The organism is Proteus sp. MB838, assembly GCF_054767435.1.
Genome location: NZ_BAABMO010000052.1, coordinates 1 through 19,933 on the forward strand (window position 1 = coordinate 1; position 19,933 = coordinate 19,933).

Here is a 19,933-nt window from a genome sequence, read left to right on the forward strand (position 1 = left end):
GAATTAATATCATTACATTGTATTAACAAAACAACTTTTTAAGATAAAAATTAAAAACTAAAATTGTAAAAAAAACACAAAAAGTATTTCAATTTGTAAGATATGTTTATTTTTTATTTACTCAAAAAATCATAATTTAAATTTTACTTTTTTTATTTTTTCAATAAGAACTTTAAACTTTATTAAAAAAAATAAACAAATTAAGAATATGCCCCATTCATTCTGTTTGTATAAAAACAGATACATTTAAATCGTTAATCAGAGAAATTTAATTTTAGTAAATAAAGTATATTATCTTTTATTCACACTATTATTCATATCAACTTTAATGAGAAGATTATCTTAATCACAGTTGCAGAATTTTATTTAGTTTAGATACCATTACGATTAAGATGAATGTTAAAAATTCACCATGGAGATCAGGATTTCATTATGGAACTTACCTTTTTAGGCACTAATGCAGGCGTACCTTCTAAAGATCGCAACGTCACCAGTATGGTGCTTGATTTACAAAATAAACAAAAAAGTCTGTGGATGTTCGATTGTGGAGAGGCGACCCAGCATCAGATCTTACATAGCCATGTAAAGCTATCACGCATTAATAAGATTTTTATTACCCATTTACATGGTGATCATATTTTTGGTTTACCCGGACTACTCTGTAGCCGTTCAATGGGGGGCACAGAAAACCCGTTAACCATTTATGGGCCTACAGGCATTAAGGCATTTATAGAAACAGCCCTTACATTAAGCCAATCTTATCTCACTTACCCTTTAGATATTATTGAAATAGAACAAGATGGTTTTCTTTTTGAAGAAGAAGGTATACGTGTAAGTTGTGGCGCATTATCACATCCTGTCCCCTGCTTTGGTTATCGTCTAGAAGAAGACAATAAACCAGGTAAACTCAATGCTGACAAGCTAGAGGCAGAGAATATCCCTAGAGGCCCTTGGTATAAATTATTAAAACAAGGGAAAACCGTTACACTACCTGATGGACGGATCATAGATGGAAAAGATTATCTAAGCACAGAGATCAAAGGCCGTTGTATTGTGATTTTTGGCGATACACAACCAACGCCTAATGCAGTTAAACTCGCTGAGAATGCCGATGTTATTGTCCATGAAGCAACCTTTAAACATGACATGGCTGATAAAGCCAATAGTCGTGGACATTCAAGTACCATACAGGCAGCTGAGTTAGCCAAAAAGGCGAATGCTAAGCGACTAATCATTACCCATATCAGTAGTCGCTATTCACCTAAAGAAACCCCCGAACTATTAGCGGAATGTCATACTATATTTGACAATACACAAATCGCCAGTGATTTTGAGACATTCAAACTTTAACTAATACTAAATCAAAATAGAGCAACGATAGCGACTCTTGAGATAGTATTAATCGTTGCTTTTATTCTTTCACAGGATATTGCTACTCAGCAGTCGGAATGAAATCGTGTTTGATCTTACCGTCTTGCAAAATGAAATTGACTTTACCATCCCAAAATTCGGCTAAAAAAACATCTTCTGGGTTATCTATATGTTGTTTTTTCATCTCTTCGTTTAACCAATTTTCATCTCGTTCTATCTGCTCAAGTTCAGAAGTTCGGATAACACCATCTTTCATAATAATGATAGAGGGCATTTTAGCACCATCACACACCACCGTTATTTGTCCATCAGGTTCAATTTGAGCATAATTAACTTCTTGAAAAGAATGAATTCCTTGGGCATGTAACCTAGAAGTGATATTAAGAATATCAATCTTATTTTTCTTCTCAGTAATGTTTTCCATAATAAATCTTCCCTTTTTAATAATCGGGATCGGATTACCTATCGCTACTGCTCGGAAAAAATTAAATTTTTTACTGATATAATTGAGAAAAGAAATAAAAAATACACCTATCAAAAAGACAATAACATATTGGTAAAGCGGGATTGCATCTGTGTAAATAACCCCTCCCATAATCCCCCCTAAAACAAAATTACCAATAAAATCAATGGGAGTTAGTTGAGAGAGTTGTGTCTTCCCTGAAATATTCATATGAGCCAAAATTATTGTAAAACCAATAATAAACTTGATAACCACAAGCAGATAATATTCCATTTCTTAAGCACCTTTGCAAAACGATTCACACTGTAATTATAAAGCATAAAACATACCATTGAGAGAAATCTGACAGATATTAACCTTACAAATCTAATATATTTGACTAGTGGTAATCACTTAATATACTTAACCTTGTTGATTTTCAGACTCTCACTATACTTATTTTATTGGGAGTTAAGATAATATATAAAATATCAACTCAATAACCTCTCGCTTTTAATACTAGTTATGCGAGATATCATCGATATGTTTTGGATACATTCTCTGGAGAGAAACATGAACAAAAAATTACTGGCATCTTTAATTCTAGCAGGTCTTGTTACCATTACAGCAGGTTGTGATGATTCATCGAAAAAAGTGGATGAAGGTATTGATAAAGCAAAAGAGACAGCAACCCAAGTAAATGAAACGGCTCAAGACAAAGCAAAAGAATTAACAGATCAAGCTAAAGAAAAAGCCGCTGATTTAAAAGAGAGTGCATCAGCGACAGCTGACGAATTAAAACAAGATGCGGCCAAGCTAAAAGAGCAAGCTGAAGATAAAGCTGCAGAGCTTAAAGCACAAGCCGATCAAAAAACCGATGCATTAAAAGAGAGCATTGCACAAAAAACAGATGAACTAAAAGATTCTGCAAGTGCAAAAGCAGATGAAATCAAACAAAGTTTAAATAATGAAAGTGACAAACTGGCTGGTAAAGCAGAAGAAGTGAAACAAAACGCTAATACCACTGCAGATAACTTAAAACAAAATGCTAGCGACAAAGCAGCGCAACTAAAAGAAGATGCGGCTAAAACCAGTGATGATGTAAAACAGCAAGCGCAAGATACTAAAGATAAAGCGCTTGATAAAGCCGATGAGCTAAACGATCAAGCAAAGCAAAAAATTGATTCTCTAAAGGCTGATAATAAATAATTTCATTTCAGAAATTTTGATGTTGAAAAAGCCAGTAATATTTTACTGGCTTTTTTTGTGCAAAAAACAAACAGGAGTTGATCGATTAAGCAAAAAATGTAACCATACTATCCTTTTTTCAACAGGAGAAACCTATTAAAGCGTCAAGACGCTGACTAAAAACATATGATAATGAATTGATTTAATTGTAATTTTCTTCACCTTACGGAAAAATATAATTTATTTCCGTTCTTTTATAAAGCTTCAAGATCATCTGATGTTTTATTCAAATTTTCTTACAAACTTTTCTTTCCTAGCGATACCACTAACATGCTAGATTGCAATATCGAAAAGTCTTGTCTAAGAAAAATAACAAAAATAGGTTAACTATGAGCCAACAAAATGAAATCACACCAAAAAAAATTAGGATGAAAATTAATCCTCCCGTATTTTACACCTCCGCAATACTTATTATGCTCGTCGTAGGGTTTTCAGCGCTATTTCCTGAACTCGCTAATGACAAGCTAGGGCACCTTCAGGAAAACCTTTTCACCAACGCGAGCTGGTTTTATATTTTAGCCGTAGCATTGGTTTTGCTGAGTGTGACTTATTTAGGGCTATCGCGCTTTGGCGAAATAAAATTAGGCCCTGATCATGCTCGTCCACATTTTAGCTATTTTGCTTGGTTCGCGATGCTGTTTTCAGCAGGTATGGGTATTGGGCTGATGTTCTTTGGTGTCGCAGAACCCGTTATGCACTATTTAATGCCACCCACAGGGGATGCGCAGACGATTGAAGCCGCCAAAGAAGCTATGCGTTTGACTTTCTTCCACTGGGGATTACATGCTTGGGCTATTTACGCCATCGTGGCATTAATTCTGGCGTTTTTTAGCTACCGCCATGGCTTGCCATTAACGTTACGTTCCGCCCTTTATCCTATCATTGGCGACCGTATTTATGGCCCTATTGGGCATGCGGTAGATATTTTTGCTGTGATGGGCACCGTATTTGGTGTCGCAACTTCACTGGGTTTTGGTGTTCTACAAGTTAATGCCGGTTTAAACCATCTATTCGATATTCCAATTAATCCAACCGTGCAAGTGGTTTTAATTGTTGTTATCACCGGGCTTGCTACTATTTCGGTTGTCTCTGGATTAGAAAAAGGTATCCGTTTTTTATCCGAGCTTAACCTTGGTTTAGCCGTTATTCTTCTTTTATTAGTCATTATTCTTGGCCCTACTGTATTGATTTTAAAATCGTTTGTTGAAAATACAGGGGGCTATTTATCAGAAATAGTGAGTAAAACGTTTAATCTTTATGCCTACGAGCCAAAATCAAGTGATTGGTTAGGTGGATGGACACTGCTTTATTGGGGCTGGTGGTTATCGTGGTCGCCTTTTGTCGGTATGTTTATTGCACGGATCTCCCGTGGTCGTACTATTCGTGAGTTTGTTGTCGGCGTACTCTTTGTTCCAGCTGGCTTTACCTTACTTTGGATGACTGTCTTTGGTAATACCGCTATCTATTTAATTAAAGATAAAGGTGCAGAAGTTCTTGCGAATATAGTACAACAAGATGTGTCATTAGCACTGTTTGAATTTTTAAATTATTTTCCATTCTCATCAGTGCTTTCCTTTGTCGCAATGCTGATGGTCATTGTCTTTTTTGTCACCTCAGCAAACTCCGGTGCAATGGTGGTTGATACCCTAGCGTCAGGAGGAGATTCAGAAACCCCTGTATGGCAACGTATCTTCTGGGCTGCATTAATGGGTATTTCAGCCATTACCTTGTTATTGGCAGGAGGTTTATCAGCATTACAAACTGTCACCATTGCCAGTGCGTTACCATTTGCCATCGTGCTATTGGCATCAATTTATGGATTAATTAAGGCATTGCGAGTGGATGTTTATAAGCGAGATAGCCAACAGATGACGACTATCGCCCCACCGGCTAGCCGTAATCCTATTCCTTGGCAACGTCGATTAAGAAATATTGCTTATTTTCCTAAACGTTCACATGTAAAACGTTTTATGGAAGAAGTCGTTAATCCTTCCATGGAAATGGTGTCGGCTGAATTAAGCAAACAAGGTATTCAATGCTATATCCATGACGAAGAAGAAGATCGCATCGGCTTTGAAGTGGACTTAGGTGAGGATATGAACTTCTTTTATGAAGTACGATTACGATTCTATACTCAACCCGCTTTCGCGCTAGCAGGCTTAACGGATGAAGAAAAGGATGAAGAGCATAAATACTATCGCGCTGAAATTCATCTCAAAGAAGGTGGGCAAGATTACGATGTCATGGGCTGGACAAAAGAACAAATTATTCATGACATACTCGATCAGTATGAAAAACATATTCACTTCTTACACGTATTAGGTAAAAGGTAATTTCACCTATTACATAAAAACAAAAGAGATGATGGTATAACATCATCTCTTTTTTCTTGGTGCACATATGTTATTTTTCAGTTGAATGACTATTTTCTGGATTTAACGCTATCAGTTCTTTCAGTAAGATAGATAAATGTTGCAGTTTTTCTGTAGAAAACTTTTGTTCGAGTAATTGGTACCCTTCTTCTATCTTAGGCTGGATTTTATCATATAAATTTTGCCCATTGGTTGATAGAGAAACGAATAATTTACGTTGATCACTCACTGGTTTTAATCGACAAATTAGCTCATCTCTTTCCATTCTAATCAAAATACCTGTCAAACTTGGACGCAGGATACAGGTTTTTTGTGCTAATTCGTGAAAATCGATAGAGCGCTTATCAGCAAGAACTCGGATGATCCGCCACTGCTGCTCTGTCAGATTATGCTCTTTAAGAACGGGGCGAAAAAATCCCATCGCAGATTCCCGTGCTTGCAATAGCGCGATTGTTAATGACTCATGCATAATCAGAAGCTCTTTATTGATAGATAAATTGATGAAAAATCACTCAATCTAGCCGGTGAAAATTATAACTCGTTATAGTTATAAATGAATAATATTCTAAGAATAGACTTTTTATTACAATTAATCATATTAACAAATAAATAAACTTGACTCAATTTCTAACATTTTAGGCTATTTTAGCAATTGATGACCTTAGTGCTTTTCTCAGACAAAACCGCGTAATATCCCCAAAAAATAACAGGATAATATGTGTCATTTCGTGTTATTTATCAGCAAACTAGGCTAAACCACCTGATTTACCTATCGCTTTTCTTGACTTATTAGGAATAATAACAACCAGCGATAAGGTTGTCTCACGACTTTTTGAGATAAAGTTAACAGGTTGTAACAAAGAAAGATTGATCTCTTGGCTAATGCGAGGTAGCGTTACGGCTTTAAATTCACACAGCAAAGAAATCAGCAAGATCATTACAACTTTGTGAAGCGGCACTAGTTAGATAAATTCTGATTTTCTAACTAATGGTTATTTTAAGTGAAGACGCCCACAGATGAGAAGTCTGGCAGTAGGAGTAAAAAATGTCTGATGAAAAACAGGCTAACCCACTTTTTCGGGATGCAATGGCAAGCTTAGGTGCTGCCGTTAATATTGTCGCAACTAATGGTGATGCAGGATGCTGTGGTTTAACAGCAACAGCTGTATGTTCAGTTACCGATACTCCACCGACAGTGATGATTTGCATCAATAGTAAAAGCCAAATGAATAGTACGTTTCAAGAAAATGGCAAATTAAGTATCAATATTTTAAATCATGAACAAGAAGAGATGGCTTGCCATTTTGCCGGTATGACAGGTCTGGCAATGGCTGATCGCTTTACCCAACCAGGATGGCAATATGGCGCATTGCAGCAACCGATATTAACCAATGCACTCGCTAGCCTAGAAGGTGATATTTACGATGTACGCCAAGTAGGTACTCACTTTGTTTATATGGCTGAGATAAAAAATATTGCGGTTCGAGAAGATGGCGATGGCTTAATTTATTTTAAGCGTCGCTTCCATCCCGTTAAACATAAATTAGTCACAACCACCGCTTAATTAGCTAATATTAAAAACAAAAACGCACTTTATTATTTTGAAGAGGGTATCAATTTAAATCCTTCATTATTAATAAAGGCGTTTTTATTACCTTTGTTAAATTTTAAATAATTACCCGCACTTCATGCATATTTATTTCATTTTATCCTAAAATAAAGCTATCAGCGTTTTATTAAACTATTTTTAACATCTGTTTGTTATAAAAGAAATTATTAAAATTATAAGAAAACTTTTTCTTTAGAAAATCAATTAGTCACGATATAAATAACCCTTCCACTCTATTTTTATGCTTATATTTTATCAGCTTTATTAAGCTTAAAATATAAACAAAACAGGCTCTTTTTGGTGATTATTTATACCAAAGATCAATTAAATCGCTTTAATTGAAAATAAATTAATGACTATTTTTTTCAATCTGGTATTAATCTTACTAACAGTGTGATCAACCTTTGAGAAGTCATTCTATCAATATATTAGTCTACCGGACTTACTGATCACCATCTTAAATTTGCAAACATCACTCTAAATACAACAGATAATGTTATCAGGGTGTAACATTCATCGTGAATTTGAGTAAATAGCATCGTTGTTGAAAATAAATAATAATTAGGGGCATTAAAGATATGGATAAACCCGCTAAAGTCGGTTTATTACAACAGCCTAAACCATTCTTTATGATTTTCTTTGTGGAATTATGGGAACGTTTTGGTTACTACGGCGTACAAGGTATTCTTGCCGTTTATTTTGTTAGTAAACTCGGATTCTCTCAAGAACAAGCTTTTATTACTTTTGGTGCATTCTCCGCATTAGTTTATGGGCTTATTTCTATTGGTGGTTATGTTGGTGACCATCTATTAGGTACTAAACGAACCATTGTTTTAGGGGCTATCGTATTGGCTATCGGTTATTTTATGACCGGCATGTCAATTATGTATCCTAATTTAATCTTTTATGCTTTAGCCACTATCGCAGTAGGTAACGGTTTATTTAAAGCAAACCCAGCAAGCCTATTAGCTAAATGCTATAAACCTAAAGATCCCCGTCTTGATGGTGCATTTACACTATTTTATATGTCGATTAATGTTGGTTCATTAATCTCCTTATCTATTGCCCCGTTCTTGCCGATCGCTACGGCTATGCACTGACTTATAATATTTGTGGTATCGGCTTAATAATGGCCATATTGGTCTATTTTTTCTGCCGTAAAATGGTCGTGAATATTGGTTCTGAGCCAGATCACCTGCCAATGAATTTCAACAAACTGCTATTAGTTATTGCAGGCTCTGTCGCTATGGTCTTTATTTGTGCATGGTTGTTGCACAATGTGATGATTGCTAACATCGTTTTAATCAGCTTGTCTATTGTTGTGGTTATCATTTATTTTCGTGAAGCCTTTAAACAAAAAGACAGAGTGGCACGTAATAAAATGTATGTTGCATTTGTTCTGATGTTAGAAGCTGTTATTTTCTATATTCTCTACGCTCAGATGCCAACCTCACTTAACTTCTTTGCTATCCATAATATTCACCATACCCTGTTAGGCTTTGATATTAACCCGGTGAGTTTCCAAGCATTAAATCCATTTTGGATCATTATTGCCAGCCCTATCTTAGCAATGGCTTATAGCCATTTTGGCGCGAAAGGCAAAGATTTATCCATGCCGGCAAAATTTACCACAGGTATGCTTTTATGCTCATTAGGCTTCCTAACCGCTGCCGCTTCAGGTATGTGGTTTGCTGATGCTCAAGGCTTAACATCACCTTGGTTTGTTGTACTGATTTATCTCTTCCAAAGTCTAGGGGAATTGATAATCAGTGCATTAGGCTTAGCGATGATTGCCGCTTTCGTACCGCAATATATGATGGGCTTTATTTTAGGTATGTGGTTCTTAACACAAGCGACGGCTTACCTGTTAGGAGGCCATGTAGCAACCTTTACCGCCCCACCTGAAGGTATTACCGATCCACTACAAACACTGCCTATTTATACTGATGTGTTTGGCAAAATCGGTATCGTTACCTTAGTGGTTGGCTTGATTATGTGGGCAACAGTACCTTTACTAAACCGCATGATGAAAGAAGAGAGTAAAATGATTAAGTAAATAAGCAAACACCTTTGCTTATCACAGACAAAGCGCCTAGAAAGGCGCTTTTTTTATCTCTTATAAAAACGCTTAGCGATTAAATCTTCTACAACCTTAATCTTTTATTATTTATGATTAGTGTTCTTCTCTTTTTTTCTTTTTTCTGGTTTTAATCTATCTTATAAATAGTACCTTTAATTGAAACTGACAATATTTAGCATTGTCTAATAATCAATATTCATGATTAAAAACCAATGATTGGTAATAGGAGCAGATATTAATGAATGATAAAAATAAGCTAGCAGCCGCATTATTAGCTATTTTTCTTGGTGGGCTAGGAATACATAAATTCTATCTTCGTAAAGTAGGAATGGGGATTTTATATCTCATTTTTTGCTGGACGGGGATACCCGCTATTATCGGTTTTATTGAAGGAATTTATTATCTGTGTATTTCAGACCAAACCTTTAATGACAAATATAACCGAAATTAAATAGCCCAATACCATCGTACCTAGTGCTAACAACCAACAAAAAAACCCGCATACTAAGCGGGTTTTTTAGGTGTATTACAATAAAATTGTATTACAGAACATCAATCGCATTTAGCTCTTTAAATGCTTGCTCTAAACGAACAACCATTGATGTTTGACCATGACGTAACCAGTTACGTGGATCATAGTATTTCTTGTTAGGTTTATCAGCGCCTTCTGGATTACCTAATTGGCTTTGTAAATAGCCTTCGTTCTGTTTGTAGAACTGCAAGATACCGTCCCAAGTTGCCCATTGAGTATCGGTATCGATATTCATTTTAACAACACCGTAGCTTACAGCTTCTTTGATTTCTTCTGCAGATGAACCAGAACCACCGTGGAAAACAAAGTTTAAGCTATTGTGTGGCAGATTGTATTTCTCTGACACATAGTCTTGTGAGTTACGAAGAATTTTTGGTGTTAATTGAACGTTACCTGGTTTATAAACGCCGTGAACATTACCAAATGATGCAGCGATAGTGAAACGTGGGCTGATAGCATTTAGTTTTTCATAAGCGTAAGCAACGTCTTCAGGTTGGGTATATAGCGCAGAGCTATCCATACCTGTGTTATCAACGCCATCTTCTTCACCACCAGTACAGCCTAATTCGATTTCTAAAGTCATATCGATTTTAGCCATACGCGCTAAATATTTAGAACAGATTTCAATATTTTCTTCTAATGACTCTTCTGATAAGTCAATCATATGAGAAGAGAATAGTGGTTTACCTGTTTTCGCATAGTGTTTTTCACCTGCATCTAACAGACCATCAATCCAAGGTAACAGTTTTTTCGCACAGTGGTCAGTGTGTAAAATAACAGGAACACCATAGTATTCTGCCATTTGGTGTACATGGTGAGCACCAGAAATAGCCCCTAGGATAGCCGCTTGTTGTGGCGCTTCAGCTTTAAGACCTTTACCTGCGATAAATGCAGCACCACCATTAGAGAATTGAACAATAACAGGAGAACGCACTTTCGCAGCTGCTTCTAATACAGCATTAATTGAGTCTGTACCTACGCAGTTAACTGCAGGCAGAGCAAAATTATTTTCTTTTGCTACTGCAAATACTTTTTGTACATCATCACCAGTGATGACACCCGGTTTTACGAAATCAAAAACTTTAGACATGTAATAAGATCCTATATTTGGAACAGGCAGAGTTTTACACTCTACCTGTATGAGCGTGACTTAATTACTGTTTAGCGCGTTCTTCCAGCATAGCAACCGCAGGAAGTTTTTTACCTTCTACGAATTCTAAGAAAGCACCACCACCGGTTGAAATGTAAGAGATTTTATCTGCGATATCAAATAAATCGATAGCCGCTAATGTATCACCACCGCCAGCGATAGAGAAAGCATCACTATCAGCAATCGCTTTAGCAATCACTTCAGTACCTTTACGGAAGTTAGGGAATTCAAAGACACCCACAGGGCCATTCCACAGAATGGTTTTTGCGTTTTTCAGGATTTCAGCTAAACGTTCAGCAGTCACATCACCGATATCTAATACTTGTTCATCATCTTTGATGTCATTTGCTGATTTCAGTACAGCTGGCGCTGTTTCTGAGAATTCTGTCGCGACACGGACATCTGTTGGTACTGGAATATCGCATTTTTCCATTAATTTTTTCGCATCGTCAACAAGGTCTGCTTCATATAATGAACGACCTACAGAATGACCTTCTGCTGCGATAAAGGTGTTAGCAATACCACCACCAACGATTAATTGGTCAGCAATTTTTGATAATGAATCTAAAACTGTTAATTTAGTAGATACTTTAGAGCCACCAACGATAGCCACCATTGGACGCTCTGGTTTATCTAATGCTTTGCCTAATGCTTCAAGCTCTGCTGATAACAGAGGACCCGCGCAAGCGATATCCGCAAACTTAGCAACACCGTGTGTTGACGCTTGAGCACGGTGAGCCGTACCGAATGCATCCATGACAAAGACATCACATAATGCAGCATATTGTTTAGACAGCGTTTCGTCGTCTTTCTTTTCGCCTTTATTAAAACGAACGTTTTCAAATACAACTAATTCACCTGCATTAACATCAACACCGTTTAAATAGTCTTTTGCTAGGCTAACGGGTGCAGATAATTTCTCTTTCAGATAGTCAACAACTGGTTTTAAAGAGAACTCTTCGTTGTACTCACCTTCAGTAGGACGGCCTAAGTGTGAAGTTACCATAACTTTAGCGCCTTGTTTTAAAGCCGCTTCAATAGTCGGTAATGAAGCACGAATACGTGCATCTGAAGTTACTTTTCCATCTTTCACTGGAACGTTCAGGTCAGCACGAATTAGTACTCGTTTACCGGCCAGGTCTAAATCGGTCATCTTAATTACAGACATGATGAATCCTCTCATTGATTCTCTAAAATTTAGTAATCTTCTGTTCAGTACCGCGCATTATCACATAATGTGCTATTGCTGAGTACCGTCATTAATACATGATTATTTAAAACCAGTTGCAGCCATAGCTAACGTCGTATCAAGCATTCGGTTAGCAAAGCCCCATTCATTATCACACCAGACTAACGTTTTAATCAGATGCTGCCCACTGACTCTTGTTTGTGTACCATCAACAATGGCACTATGAGGGTCGTGGTTAAAATCTGTTGAGACTAATGGCAATTCTGTGTAATCCACTATACCACGAAATGCGCCAGTTGCTGATTTTTGAATTAACTTATTGACATCTAACACATTTACAGCATTTTTTACCGTGACACTTAAATCAATTGCTGTCACATTAATTGTAGGAACTCGTACAGAAATTGCCTCGAAATGATCTTTAAATTTCGGGAAAATCCGTGTAATACCGGCAGCTAATTTGGTATCAACCGGAATAATCGATTGTCCTGCGGCTCGTGTACGACGTAAATCTTTATGATATGCATCAATAACAGGTTGATCATTCATCGCAGCATGGATTGTCGTCACTGTACCTGACTCTATACCAAAAGCATCATCCATCATTTTAATAATCGGGATAATACAATTTGTGGTACAAGAAGCATTAGAGACGATGCGGTGCTGTTTTTTCAATTCATGTTGATTAACACCGAATACCACCGTAGCATCAAGATCTATCGTTCCCGGATGAGAAAAGAGCACTTTCTTTGCCCCTTGTGCAATATGCGCCTCACCATCGGCACGAGATCCATAAACGCCACTACAATCAAGTACCACATCAATACCTAACTCACCCCAAGGTAAGTCTGCAATATCGGCATGATGGAAAAGACGGATTGCATCATCACCTACTTGCAATAAGTCATTATTAACACGAATATCCCAAGCAAAGCGACCATGGCTTGAGTCATATTTAAGCAAATGAGCAATACCTGTTGCATCAGCCAATTCATTTATTGCAACAACGCTTATTTCAGCCCGCTTTCCAGATTCATAAAGCGATCTTAACACATTACGCCCTATTCGACCAAAACCGTTAATAGCAACTCTAATTGTCATGTAACTTCCTTGATAACTCGTAATTATGCAACCGCCTAGAATAATCGAGCAATTGACTAATCAACAACGATAAATCAAGTAAAACTAAAAAATGTGCGGTCACCGACATTTTTAGCACAACTGAAACGGTTCAGCTTATTGGTGTTCAGATTACGAGAAATGAGAGAAAATCGCAATAGCAAAAAAAGGGGGAAGCATAAAAAAAGAGCACATCTGAGAAATTATTCCCAAAAATGTGCTCTTGTTAACATTTATTGATTATTTAAGTAGAGTTTTTGCCTGTGTAACCACATTTTCAACAGTAAAACCAAACTCAGCAAACAGTTCGTTTGCAGGAGCAGATTCACCGAAGCTATGCATACCGACAATCACACCATCAAGACCAACATATTTAAACCAGTAATCCGCGATACCCGCTTCAATAGCAACACGAGCTTTAACCGCTGCAGGTAATACTGCTTCACGATAATCAGCATCTTGTTTATCAAATGCATCTGTTGCTGGCATTGAAACCACACGGACTTTACGGCCTTCTGCTGTTAATTGATCGTAAGCATTAACAGCTAATTCAACTTCAGAACCCGTAGCAATAAAGATAAGTTCAGGTGTACCGTCACAATCTTTCAGGATATAACCACCCTTCTCGATATTAGCCAGTTGCTCTGGAGTACGTGGCTGTTGAGCAAGGTTTTGACGAGAGAAGATGAGCGCAGTTGGACCATCTTTACGCTCAACAGCGTATTTCCATGCTACTGCTGACTCAACTTGGTCACATGGGCGCCATGTACTCATATTTGGTGTTACACGCAGACTTGCCATTTGCTCAACAGGTTGGTGAGTAGGACCATCTTCACCTAAACCGATAGAGTCATGGGTATAAACAAAGATACTGCGGATTTTCATCAGTGCAGCCATACGTACCGCATTACGTGCATATTCCATAAACATCAGGAAGGTAGCGCCGTAAGGAACAAAACCACCGTGTAATGCAATACCATTCATAATGGCAGACATACCGAATTCGCGAACACCATAATGGATGTAGTTACCGGCTTTATCTTCATTTAATGCTTTAGAGCCAGACCACATAGTTAAGTTACTTGGTGCAAGGTCAGCAGAGCCTCCCATAAACTCAGGTAAAACTTTACCAAACGCTTCTAATGTATTTTGTGATGCTTTACGGCTAGCAATACTCGCTGGGTTATGTTGCAACTGTTCAATAAAGGCTGTTGACTCTTTTTCCCAATTTGCAGGTAATTCGCCAGACATACGACGTTTAAATTCAGCTGCTAATTCAGGGAATTGTGCTGCATACTCAGCAAATTTAGCGTCCCACGCAGCTTCTTTTGCTTTACCAGCTTCTTTAGCATCCCACTCTTTGTAGATCTCTTGTGGAATTTCAAAAGGACCATACTCCCAGCCCAGAGCTTTACGAGTTTCTGCAATTTCTGCATCACCTAATGGTGAACCGTGAGGATCGGCAGTGCCTGCTTTATGAGGAGAACCAAAACCAATGGTGGTTTTGCAAATTAACAGTGAAGGCTTATCAGTAATTTGTTGTGCGGTTTCAATCGCAGCTTTAATACTCGCTGCATCATGACCATCAATACCACTAATAACATGCCAGCCATACGCTTTGAAACGTTCAGCAGTATTATCAGTAAACCAACCATGTACTTTACCATCAATAGAAATGCCATTGTCATCGTAAAATGCAATCAGTTTACCTAACTGTAAAGTACCTGCTAAAGAGCATACTTCGTGAGAGATACCTTCCATCATACAACCATCACCCATAAAGGCGTAGGTGTAGTGATCTACGATATCGTGACCAGGACGGTTAAATTGAGCCGCTAATGTGCGTTCTGCGATCGCAAAACCTACTGCGTTAGCAATCCCTTGACCTAAAGGACCCGTGGTAGTTTCAACACCTGGGGTATAACCATATTCTGGGTGACCCGGTGTTTTAGAATGCAGCTGACGGAAATTTTTTAGATCATCTAAAGAAACTTGATAACCAGACAGATGTAATAAGCTATAAATCAGCATTGAAGCATGGCCGTTAGATAAAACAAAACGGTCACGATCTGCCCAGTGAGGATTAGTTGGATTATGATTTAAAAAATCACGCCATAATACTTCTGCAATATCAGCCATGCCCATAGGTGCACCAGGGTGCCCTGATTTGGCTTTTTGCACTGCATCCATGCTTAAAAAACGGATCGCATTTGCAAGGGTTTTACGAGTGGTCATTTTCTACTCCAAGTCGGATAAAAAGCATCTAGATAGCTGATTCTCTCAATGCGGGCAAAAAACCGCAATATAAAAAATCCACAAAGGTGGCTATCGTAATCAGTGAAAATCAATAATTCTTTGATTTAAACAGCATTTATTACGATAAACGCGGAAAATAACATTACACCACCACATTGTTGCGCAACAAAAATGAAAAATGACTTTTATTTGCGCAATTAAGAAGTATCTTATTAAACCTTAGCTTGATACGACTAATCAAGCTAAAATTACGTTGCTGTTTTATCCATCAAATCAAATAAATACTAAGCTATTTAATTTTCCCACTGTTAATGGTCACCTACCAACACCTAACTTGAAAACATTCAGATGATTACTAGCTATTTTTTCAACTAACTGTTCAAGCGGAAAATTAACGGCCGGAAGGCTTGGAGAAAATAGATGTCGAGTAGTTTTATAAGGGAAAATATTACCTTGCTTTAATATCTGCTCCCTTATTCTTAATGGGCTAAACGCTCGTCCATTCTGCCAATCATACACAGTTATGCGTGTATCAGTGTAATCAAGCAACACACAAGGAATATAAGTGAGAGCAAGATGATGAGCGACTTGATACCTATGATTACCGTCCATAATAATTCCGGTCTCTTTTTCAATGGGTATAGGTGTTGTCCATCTTTGGCAACGGACTATTTCCTTAGTTAAAGCTTCAACATGAGCCATGTTGACTTCTTCTGAAGGACGGAGCAAGGCAATGGGATATAACACGACATCATACTCCATATTTACCTCCCCTCTTTTTCCAAATCAATCATATATCCCGGCTGATATGAGATGGGTAGAAATTCTTGATGTAAACGACGGAATGTGTCATCAGGATCAAGATCAGCAAATAATTGGGGATGTATCCACTTAGCTAGCTGCTGGATAGCAATAACATCATAGGGACTATTATAAAACTGATGCCAAATAGCAAAAAATGCGCCACGACGGCGAGCGTTACTATCAACATAAGCAGGGCGAGTCGTAAACCATGCGAGTCGGTGTTTTGATTGTTGAATATTAATCCCCGGCCCAAGTGGGATCCACTTTCCACCCGGCACAAATGCCTGAAAATTGCCGCTGGTAATAATCACAATATCGGGATTTGCAACAACCACTTTTTCTGGATTTAGCGTAAAAAAGGTTCCCGGAGCAAGATTGTCGGCAATATTATCCCCCCCGCTATTTTAACAAAACGGCCAAAACTCCCTTTACCAAAGGTCATACAGCACTCTTCTGAATAACCCCCAAGACGCTCTAAAAATACTTTTGGCAATGCCCCCTGTAATTGTTCAACTCGAGATGTCACTCGTTGTAACTCTTTATCACGGAATGTTAAATAAGCTTCTGCGCGATCTGGTTGGCCAAATAATTTACCAAATAACGTCACTGTTGGAGGAATGTGTGCAATAGGATCATAGCGAAAGTCGACATAAACAATGGGAATACCCGCTCGGGCTAGTGCAGCTTCGTGTCCAGCATCAACAATAGTATTGCGTGCGTCCATATTCATGATGATGACATCAGGTTGCAGATTAATCGCCTGCTCTATATCAAACGTTCCTTGTTCGCTGCCACCAAAGGTAGGGATTTTTGCCAACTGTGGAAATTGTTGTCGGTACTGTTGCCATGTGGCCGGATCGGACTGTATTAAATCTTTTCGCCAAGCGACTATCCTTTGTGCTGGATTTTCTTTATCAAACATAGCCACTAAATAAAGCTGTCGTCCTTCCCCCAAAATGACGCGCTGTACCGGTAATTTGACATTCACGGTTCTGCCAAGTAGGTCAGTAACAGGTGTTACAACTTGCTGTGAGTAAGCCATTGATGAATACAACAATACAATAGAAAATATAAATCGTAATATCATGATTAATAACCTATTTTTGGTTAGTGTTTTTTGAAGAGTAACTCATTTTCAGCGTAATAATTAAAGTAATGCAATACATCACCGCCACACACAAAAACAACGTGGTCAACCCAGGCCAAACAAGTATTCCGCCCCCCCCAGTGCAATGCCAACCATAGAGGCAAACTGGCTAATACTTTGCACCAGCCCCAAAATATAACCCTGTTTACTTTCAGCGGTTGAGCGAGATATTAATGCGGTTAATACTGGCGTTGTTGCCCCAAGAAGAATGCCCCACAAAAAATAAAGTCCGATAAACCAGCTTATTTCTCTTACTGCTGCTAGCAGTAAGGTCACAATAAAACATCCCGCAATGATCCCCACCATTCGATAGAGTGCATGAGATATGTTGTGTGCTTCAAACCATCTTGCCCAGAGGGAGGCTGAGACAATCACACCTGTAGCCTGCAATCCGTAAGCGACCCCTGTTAACCAGTTAGGGGCATTAAATACGCTACTGACATAAAGAGAAAAAGGGGTTTGTGTGATCATGCGGCTCATTAATAACAAACCCAGTACGGTAAGTAAGCCAACAATGACACTGTGGTTAATTGATGATATCGCTTTTGCTTTATTTGTTGAGGAAGTGACGCAATTGGATGAAGCGTGGCGCGGTAAATCATTCGGTAATATGAAAAAAACCAGTAGTGCACATAACGTACAAATGATAAATGCCCCGAAGTTTATCCAAAAGAAACTCAGTAAATCGAGGATGGCCCCACCAGCAATGGCTCCAGCTAACGATCCTGCATTGGTAGATACTTGTAACCATGCCAAAAGCCGAGTACGTTGTGCTATGGGGATCATGGCAATACCATAAGCTTGAGCAGGTGCAATATACCCCGCACAAGTTCCCTGTAAAAAACGTAGTAGCAGTATTACCCAGACATCATTGGCAAAAGCTAGCCCCAATTGCGTTAATGCAAGCCCCATCAGTGCACGGATCATCATCACTTTATTGCCAGTTTTATCGCCTATTCGTCCCCAAAAGGTACTGGTTAGCATAACGCCCAACATAGGTGCGATATACACGCCGGTTCCCACGATACTCAGTAGCTCTGTCGACGCCATACTTTCGAGATGAAGCGGCCAAAAAGGGCCACTCATTTCCATGGCTCCCATTGAGAGTAGCTGTACGATAAATAAAAACTGGACAATAAAAATGACACTGCCGGTAACACGCATACTATTTCACCCTTATTATTGGCCAATCCATTGGGAGCTGAGGGTGAGGCAAACTTCCTCCTATATAACCACAACACCAATCATATATTTCTCTTATATAGGGTGTTGGCACTCGAAGACGTTCTCCAAGAGCAACAAGAAGCGCTAGTCCATAGGCAATGTCTTCCTGAAAAACCCGATGTTGTTTGTCAAAAATATAACCATGGGATCGTGCTGTAGAAATAAGAGGTAAAGGAATACCCTGATAGGCCTTATTCGTTCGTAACACACTGAGTAATGTTCGCGGATCAGCAATTGAGTCCGCATATGCGGCTACTATTTCCTGCTGTAATGGTTGCACGGAACTGAGATTAATCCCCAATACAATTTCTGCTTTATTACATAACGCTTGATTCTCCCTATCACAGCGGGCAAGAAAATAGGCACCCAACTCGGGGCAATCGTTCCACCAACATGGAATACTCTCAAAAGGCCTATTGTGCCACTGTCCCCATGGACCGATAAGGCCATAGATAACAGAGCTGTGCATAATAGGATTTCCAGGCGTTAGGGTAATTTCTAGATAATCGGTCAGTAGCGTAATAGGTGAGTCATAAAGTTGTTTGAGGTAATTGAGAAGAAGATTGGCATATTGCGGTTTTTCTCTTCCATGCACAGCTACATAGAGTTGTGATTTTCCGCCCCCCATTCTGACACTTTTTCCCGGTTGCAGATCAAATGCAATATGGGGAACATCTTTCATTCCCCATATAACAATATTGGGTGCATCGCCTAACGTTTTTTCAGCCAGCCAGTCAAAGCCAGCAAAACCGGGAATGGCGCCCACAAAGATGTTTTTATGTTTCGGCAGTATTGGCGCCATACGTTGAAGTAAACTTTCACGTACATGACTTGGTGTCGTAATAATGATGATATCTGCCTCAGAGCACGCCTCATTAATGGCTTCTGTCATCCTAACCGAGCGGGTTTTAATAACTTGACCATCAGGCATCACCGCCTGAAGTTGATGATCATTTTCTTTATATGCTGTCACAGCTTCTGAGCGACTGCTGTAAAGAGTGACGTCAATCGCAGGATTTAAGCTAAATAAAATTGCCGCAAGATGCCCTGTACGACCGGCTCCACATAGTGTTACTCTCAATTTCTCATTTGGGATCATCTGCTATCCCCCAAACAAGTTGGCAAAGAAAACCAATTATCAAGTTGTTCCCAGACTGACTCCGATATTAAATTTCGCTCTTTAAGCCATGTGTCATTAAAAATCGTCTGCAGATATTTTTCACCACCATCAGCCATAGCAAGTGCAACATTTCCGCAAATTGTACTATTGTTAATCAACTCCAGCGCTTTATATACCACCCCCCCTGTAGAGCCACCAACCAGTAAACCAAAACGACGAGCAAGGTAACGAGCCGTTTCAAAAGCACATACATCAGAGACTTGTTCGCCA

Annotated in this window: 15 protein-coding genes and 3 pseudogenes; 6 read left to right on the top strand and 12 right to left on the bottom strand. The window is 38.6% G+C overall.

Translation table 11 applies throughout. From position 1 onward, the window contains the following. Positions 1-432: 432 nt before the first annotated feature. A complete protein-coding gene (gene rnz, locus ACYUCW_RS16230) occupies positions 433-1,350 on the top strand; it encodes a ribonuclease Z (protein WP_004252451.1) in 918 nt (305 codons plus the stop codon). A gap of 82 nt (positions 1,351-1,432) precedes the next feature. Here rnz and ACYUCW_RS16235 read toward each other — a convergent pair whose 3' ends face one another. Further along, the gene (locus tag ACYUCW_RS16235) at positions 1,433-2,107 is read right to left on the bottom strand and encodes a DUF421 domain-containing protein (protein ID WP_004244944.1); all 675 of its coding nucleotides are present in this window, start codon (positions 2,105-2,107) and stop codon (positions 1,433-1,435) included. A 279-nt stretch (positions 2,108-2,386) separates the two neighbouring features. Between ACYUCW_RS16235 and ACYUCW_RS16240 the strand changes: the two genes are divergently transcribed. Next, entirely contained in the window at positions 2,387-3,022 is a 636-nt protein-coding gene (locus ACYUCW_RS16240; protein WP_020945264.1) for a lipoprotein, read from the top strand. A gap of 368 nt (positions 3,023-3,390) precedes the next feature. Beyond that, on the top strand, positions 3,391-5,394 hold the full coding sequence (betT, locus tag ACYUCW_RS16245; RefSeq protein ID WP_460409020.1) for a choline BCCT transporter BetT: 2,004 nt from the start codon (positions 3,391-3,393) through the stop codon (positions 5,392-5,394). 70 nt (positions 5,395-5,464) lie between these two features. Here betT and hpaR read toward each other — a convergent pair whose 3' ends face one another. Both hpaR and ACYUCW_RS16255 read right to left on the bottom strand, forming a co-directional pair. After that, positions 5,465-5,902: a homoprotocatechuate degradation operon regulator HpaR gene (gene hpaR / locus ACYUCW_RS16250; RefSeq protein ID WP_004244947.1), complete on the bottom strand. Its 438-nt coding sequence runs from the start codon at positions 5,900-5,902 to the stop codon at positions 5,465-5,467. A 277-nt stretch (positions 5,903-6,179) separates the two neighbouring features. Then, positions 6,180-6,371: a hypothetical protein gene (locus ACYUCW_RS16255; protein ID WP_004252455.1), complete on the bottom strand. Its 192-nt coding sequence runs from the start codon at positions 6,369-6,371 to the stop codon at positions 6,180-6,182. A gap of 107 nt (positions 6,372-6,478) precedes the next feature. On the opposite strand from ACYUCW_RS16255, the gene hpaC reads away from it, so the two are divergent. The 3 genes and pseudogenes from hpaC (at position 6,479) to ACYUCW_RS16270 (ending at position 9,573) form a co-directional block, all read left to right on the top strand. Beyond that, positions 6,479-6,997 carry a 4-hydroxyphenylacetate 3-monooxygenase, reductase component gene (hpaC, locus tag ACYUCW_RS16260; RefSeq protein ID WP_004247315.1) on the top strand — a complete coding sequence of 173 codons (519 nt, stop codon included), beginning with the start codon at positions 6,479-6,481 and terminating at the stop codon, positions 6,995-6,997. Between the two features lie 623 nt (positions 6,998-7,620). After that, positions 7,621-9,098, top strand: a pseudogene (gene dtpB, locus ACYUCW_RS16265) (dipeptide/tripeptide permease DtpB). 262 nt (positions 9,099-9,360) lie between these two features. Then, on the top strand, positions 9,361-9,573 hold the full coding sequence (locus tag ACYUCW_RS16270) for a TM2 domain-containing protein (protein WP_004244951.1): 213 nt from the start codon (positions 9,361-9,363) through the stop codon (positions 9,571-9,573). Positions 9,574-9,664: 91 nt separating this feature from the next. Here the strand turns inward: ACYUCW_RS16270 and fbaA are convergent, their stop codons facing one another. The 9 genes and pseudogenes from fbaA to ACYUCW_RS16315 all read right to left on the bottom strand — a co-directional run. After that, positions 9,665-10,744, bottom strand: coding sequence for a class II fructose-bisphosphate aldolase (gene fbaA, locus ACYUCW_RS16275; RefSeq protein ID WP_046334617.1), 1,080 nt, complete (start codon positions 10,742-10,744; stop codon positions 9,665-9,667). A gap of 64 nt (positions 10,745-10,808) precedes the next feature. Beyond that, positions 10,809-11,972, bottom strand: a complete 1,164-nt coding sequence (pgk, locus tag ACYUCW_RS16280; protein ID WP_460409021.1) for a phosphoglycerate kinase — start codon at positions 11,970-11,972, stop codon at positions 10,809-10,811. 102 nt (positions 11,973-12,074) lie between these two features. Then, positions 12,075-13,094, bottom strand: coding sequence for an erythrose-4-phosphate dehydrogenase (gene epd / locus ACYUCW_RS16285; protein ID WP_460409022.1), 1,020 nt, complete (start codon positions 13,092-13,094; stop codon positions 12,075-12,077). 258 nt (positions 13,095-13,352) lie between these two features. After that, complete coding sequence (gene tkt / locus ACYUCW_RS16290) at positions 13,353-15,347, bottom strand: transketolase (RefSeq protein WP_460409023.1); 1,995 nt, start codon at positions 15,345-15,347, stop codon at positions 13,353-13,355. Between the two features lie 336 nt (positions 15,348-15,683). Next, a complete protein-coding gene (locus ACYUCW_RS16295; RefSeq protein WP_004244957.1) occupies positions 15,684-16,130 on the bottom strand; it encodes a ParB N-terminal domain-containing protein in 447 nt (148 codons plus the stop codon). Between the two features lie 2 nt (positions 16,131-16,132). Continuing rightward, positions 16,133-17,259: pseudogene (locus ACYUCW_RS16300) on the bottom strand (ABC transporter substrate-binding protein). A gap of 105 nt (positions 17,260-17,364) precedes the next feature. Continuing rightward, on the bottom strand, positions 17,365-18,483 hold the full coding sequence (locus ACYUCW_RS16305; RefSeq protein ID WP_460409024.1) for an MFS transporter: 1,119 nt from the start codon (positions 18,481-18,483) through the stop codon (positions 17,365-17,367). A 1-nt stretch (position 18,484) separates the two neighbouring features. Continuing rightward, positions 18,485-19,642, bottom strand: coding sequence for an NAD/NADP octopine/nopaline dehydrogenase family protein (locus ACYUCW_RS16310; RefSeq protein WP_460409025.1), 1,158 nt, complete (start codon positions 19,640-19,642; stop codon positions 18,485-18,487). Then, positions 19,639-19,933 (bottom strand): annotated as a pseudogene (locus ACYUCW_RS16315) (cysteine synthase family protein); the annotation flags it as partial. The gene ACYUCW_RS16310 and the pseudogene ACYUCW_RS16315, both read right to left, overlap by 4 nt.

Excerpts from the sequence above, each read along its gene's own strand:
- ACYUCW_RS16235 (WP_004244944.1), bottom strand. The coding sequence starts at position 2,107 with ATGGAATATTATCTGCTTGTGGTTATCAAGTTTATTATTGGTTTTACA.
- ACYUCW_RS16240 (WP_020945264.1), top strand. The coding sequence starts at position 2,387 with ATGAACAAAAAATTACTGGCATCTTTAATTCTAGCAGGTCTTGTTACC.
- ACYUCW_RS16255 (WP_004252455.1), bottom strand. The coding sequence starts at position 6,371 with ATGATCTTGCTGATTTCTTTGCTGTGTGAATTTAAAGCCGTAACGCTA.
- ACYUCW_RS16270 (WP_004244951.1), top strand. The coding sequence starts at position 9,361 with ATGAATGATAAAAATAAGCTAGCAGCCGCATTATTAGCTATTTTTCTT.
- ACYUCW_RS16305 (WP_460409024.1), bottom strand. The coding sequence starts at position 18,483 with ATGCGTGTTACCGGCAGTGTCATTTTTATTGTCCAGTTTTTATTTATC.
- hpaR (WP_004244947.1), bottom strand. The coding sequence starts at position 5,902 with ATGCATGAGTCATTAACAATCGCGCTATTGCAAGCACGGGAATCTGCG.
- pgk (WP_460409021.1), bottom strand. The coding sequence starts at position 11,972 with ATGTCTGTAATTAAGATGACCGATTTAGACCTGGCCGGTAAACGAGTA.
- ACYUCW_RS16310 (WP_460409025.1), bottom strand. The coding sequence starts at position 19,642 with ATGATCCCAAATGAGAAATTGAGAGTAACACTATGTGGAGCCGGTCGT.
- tkt (WP_460409023.1), bottom strand. The coding sequence starts at position 15,347 with ATGACCACTCGTAAAACCCTTGCAAATGCGATCCGTTTTTTAAGCATG.
- ACYUCW_RS16295 (WP_004244957.1), bottom strand. The coding sequence starts at position 16,130 with ATGGAGTATGATGTCGTGTTATATCCCATTGCCTTGCTCCGTCCTTCA.
- betT (WP_460409020.1), top strand. The coding sequence starts at position 3,391 with ATGAGCCAACAAAATGAAATCACACCAAAAAAAATTAGGATGAAAATT.
- hpaC (WP_004247315.1), top strand. The coding sequence starts at position 6,479 with ATGTCTGATGAAAAACAGGCTAACCCACTTTTTCGGGATGCAATGGCA.
- rnz (WP_004252451.1), top strand. The coding sequence starts at position 433 with ATGGAACTTACCTTTTTAGGCACTAATGCAGGCGTACCTTCTAAAGAT.
- epd (WP_460409022.1), bottom strand. The coding sequence starts at position 13,094 with ATGACAATTAGAGTTGCTATTAACGGTTTTGGTCGAATAGGGCGTAAT.
- fbaA (WP_046334617.1), bottom strand. The coding sequence starts at position 10,744 with ATGTCTAAAGTTTTTGATTTCGTAAAACCGGGTGTCATCACTGGTGAT.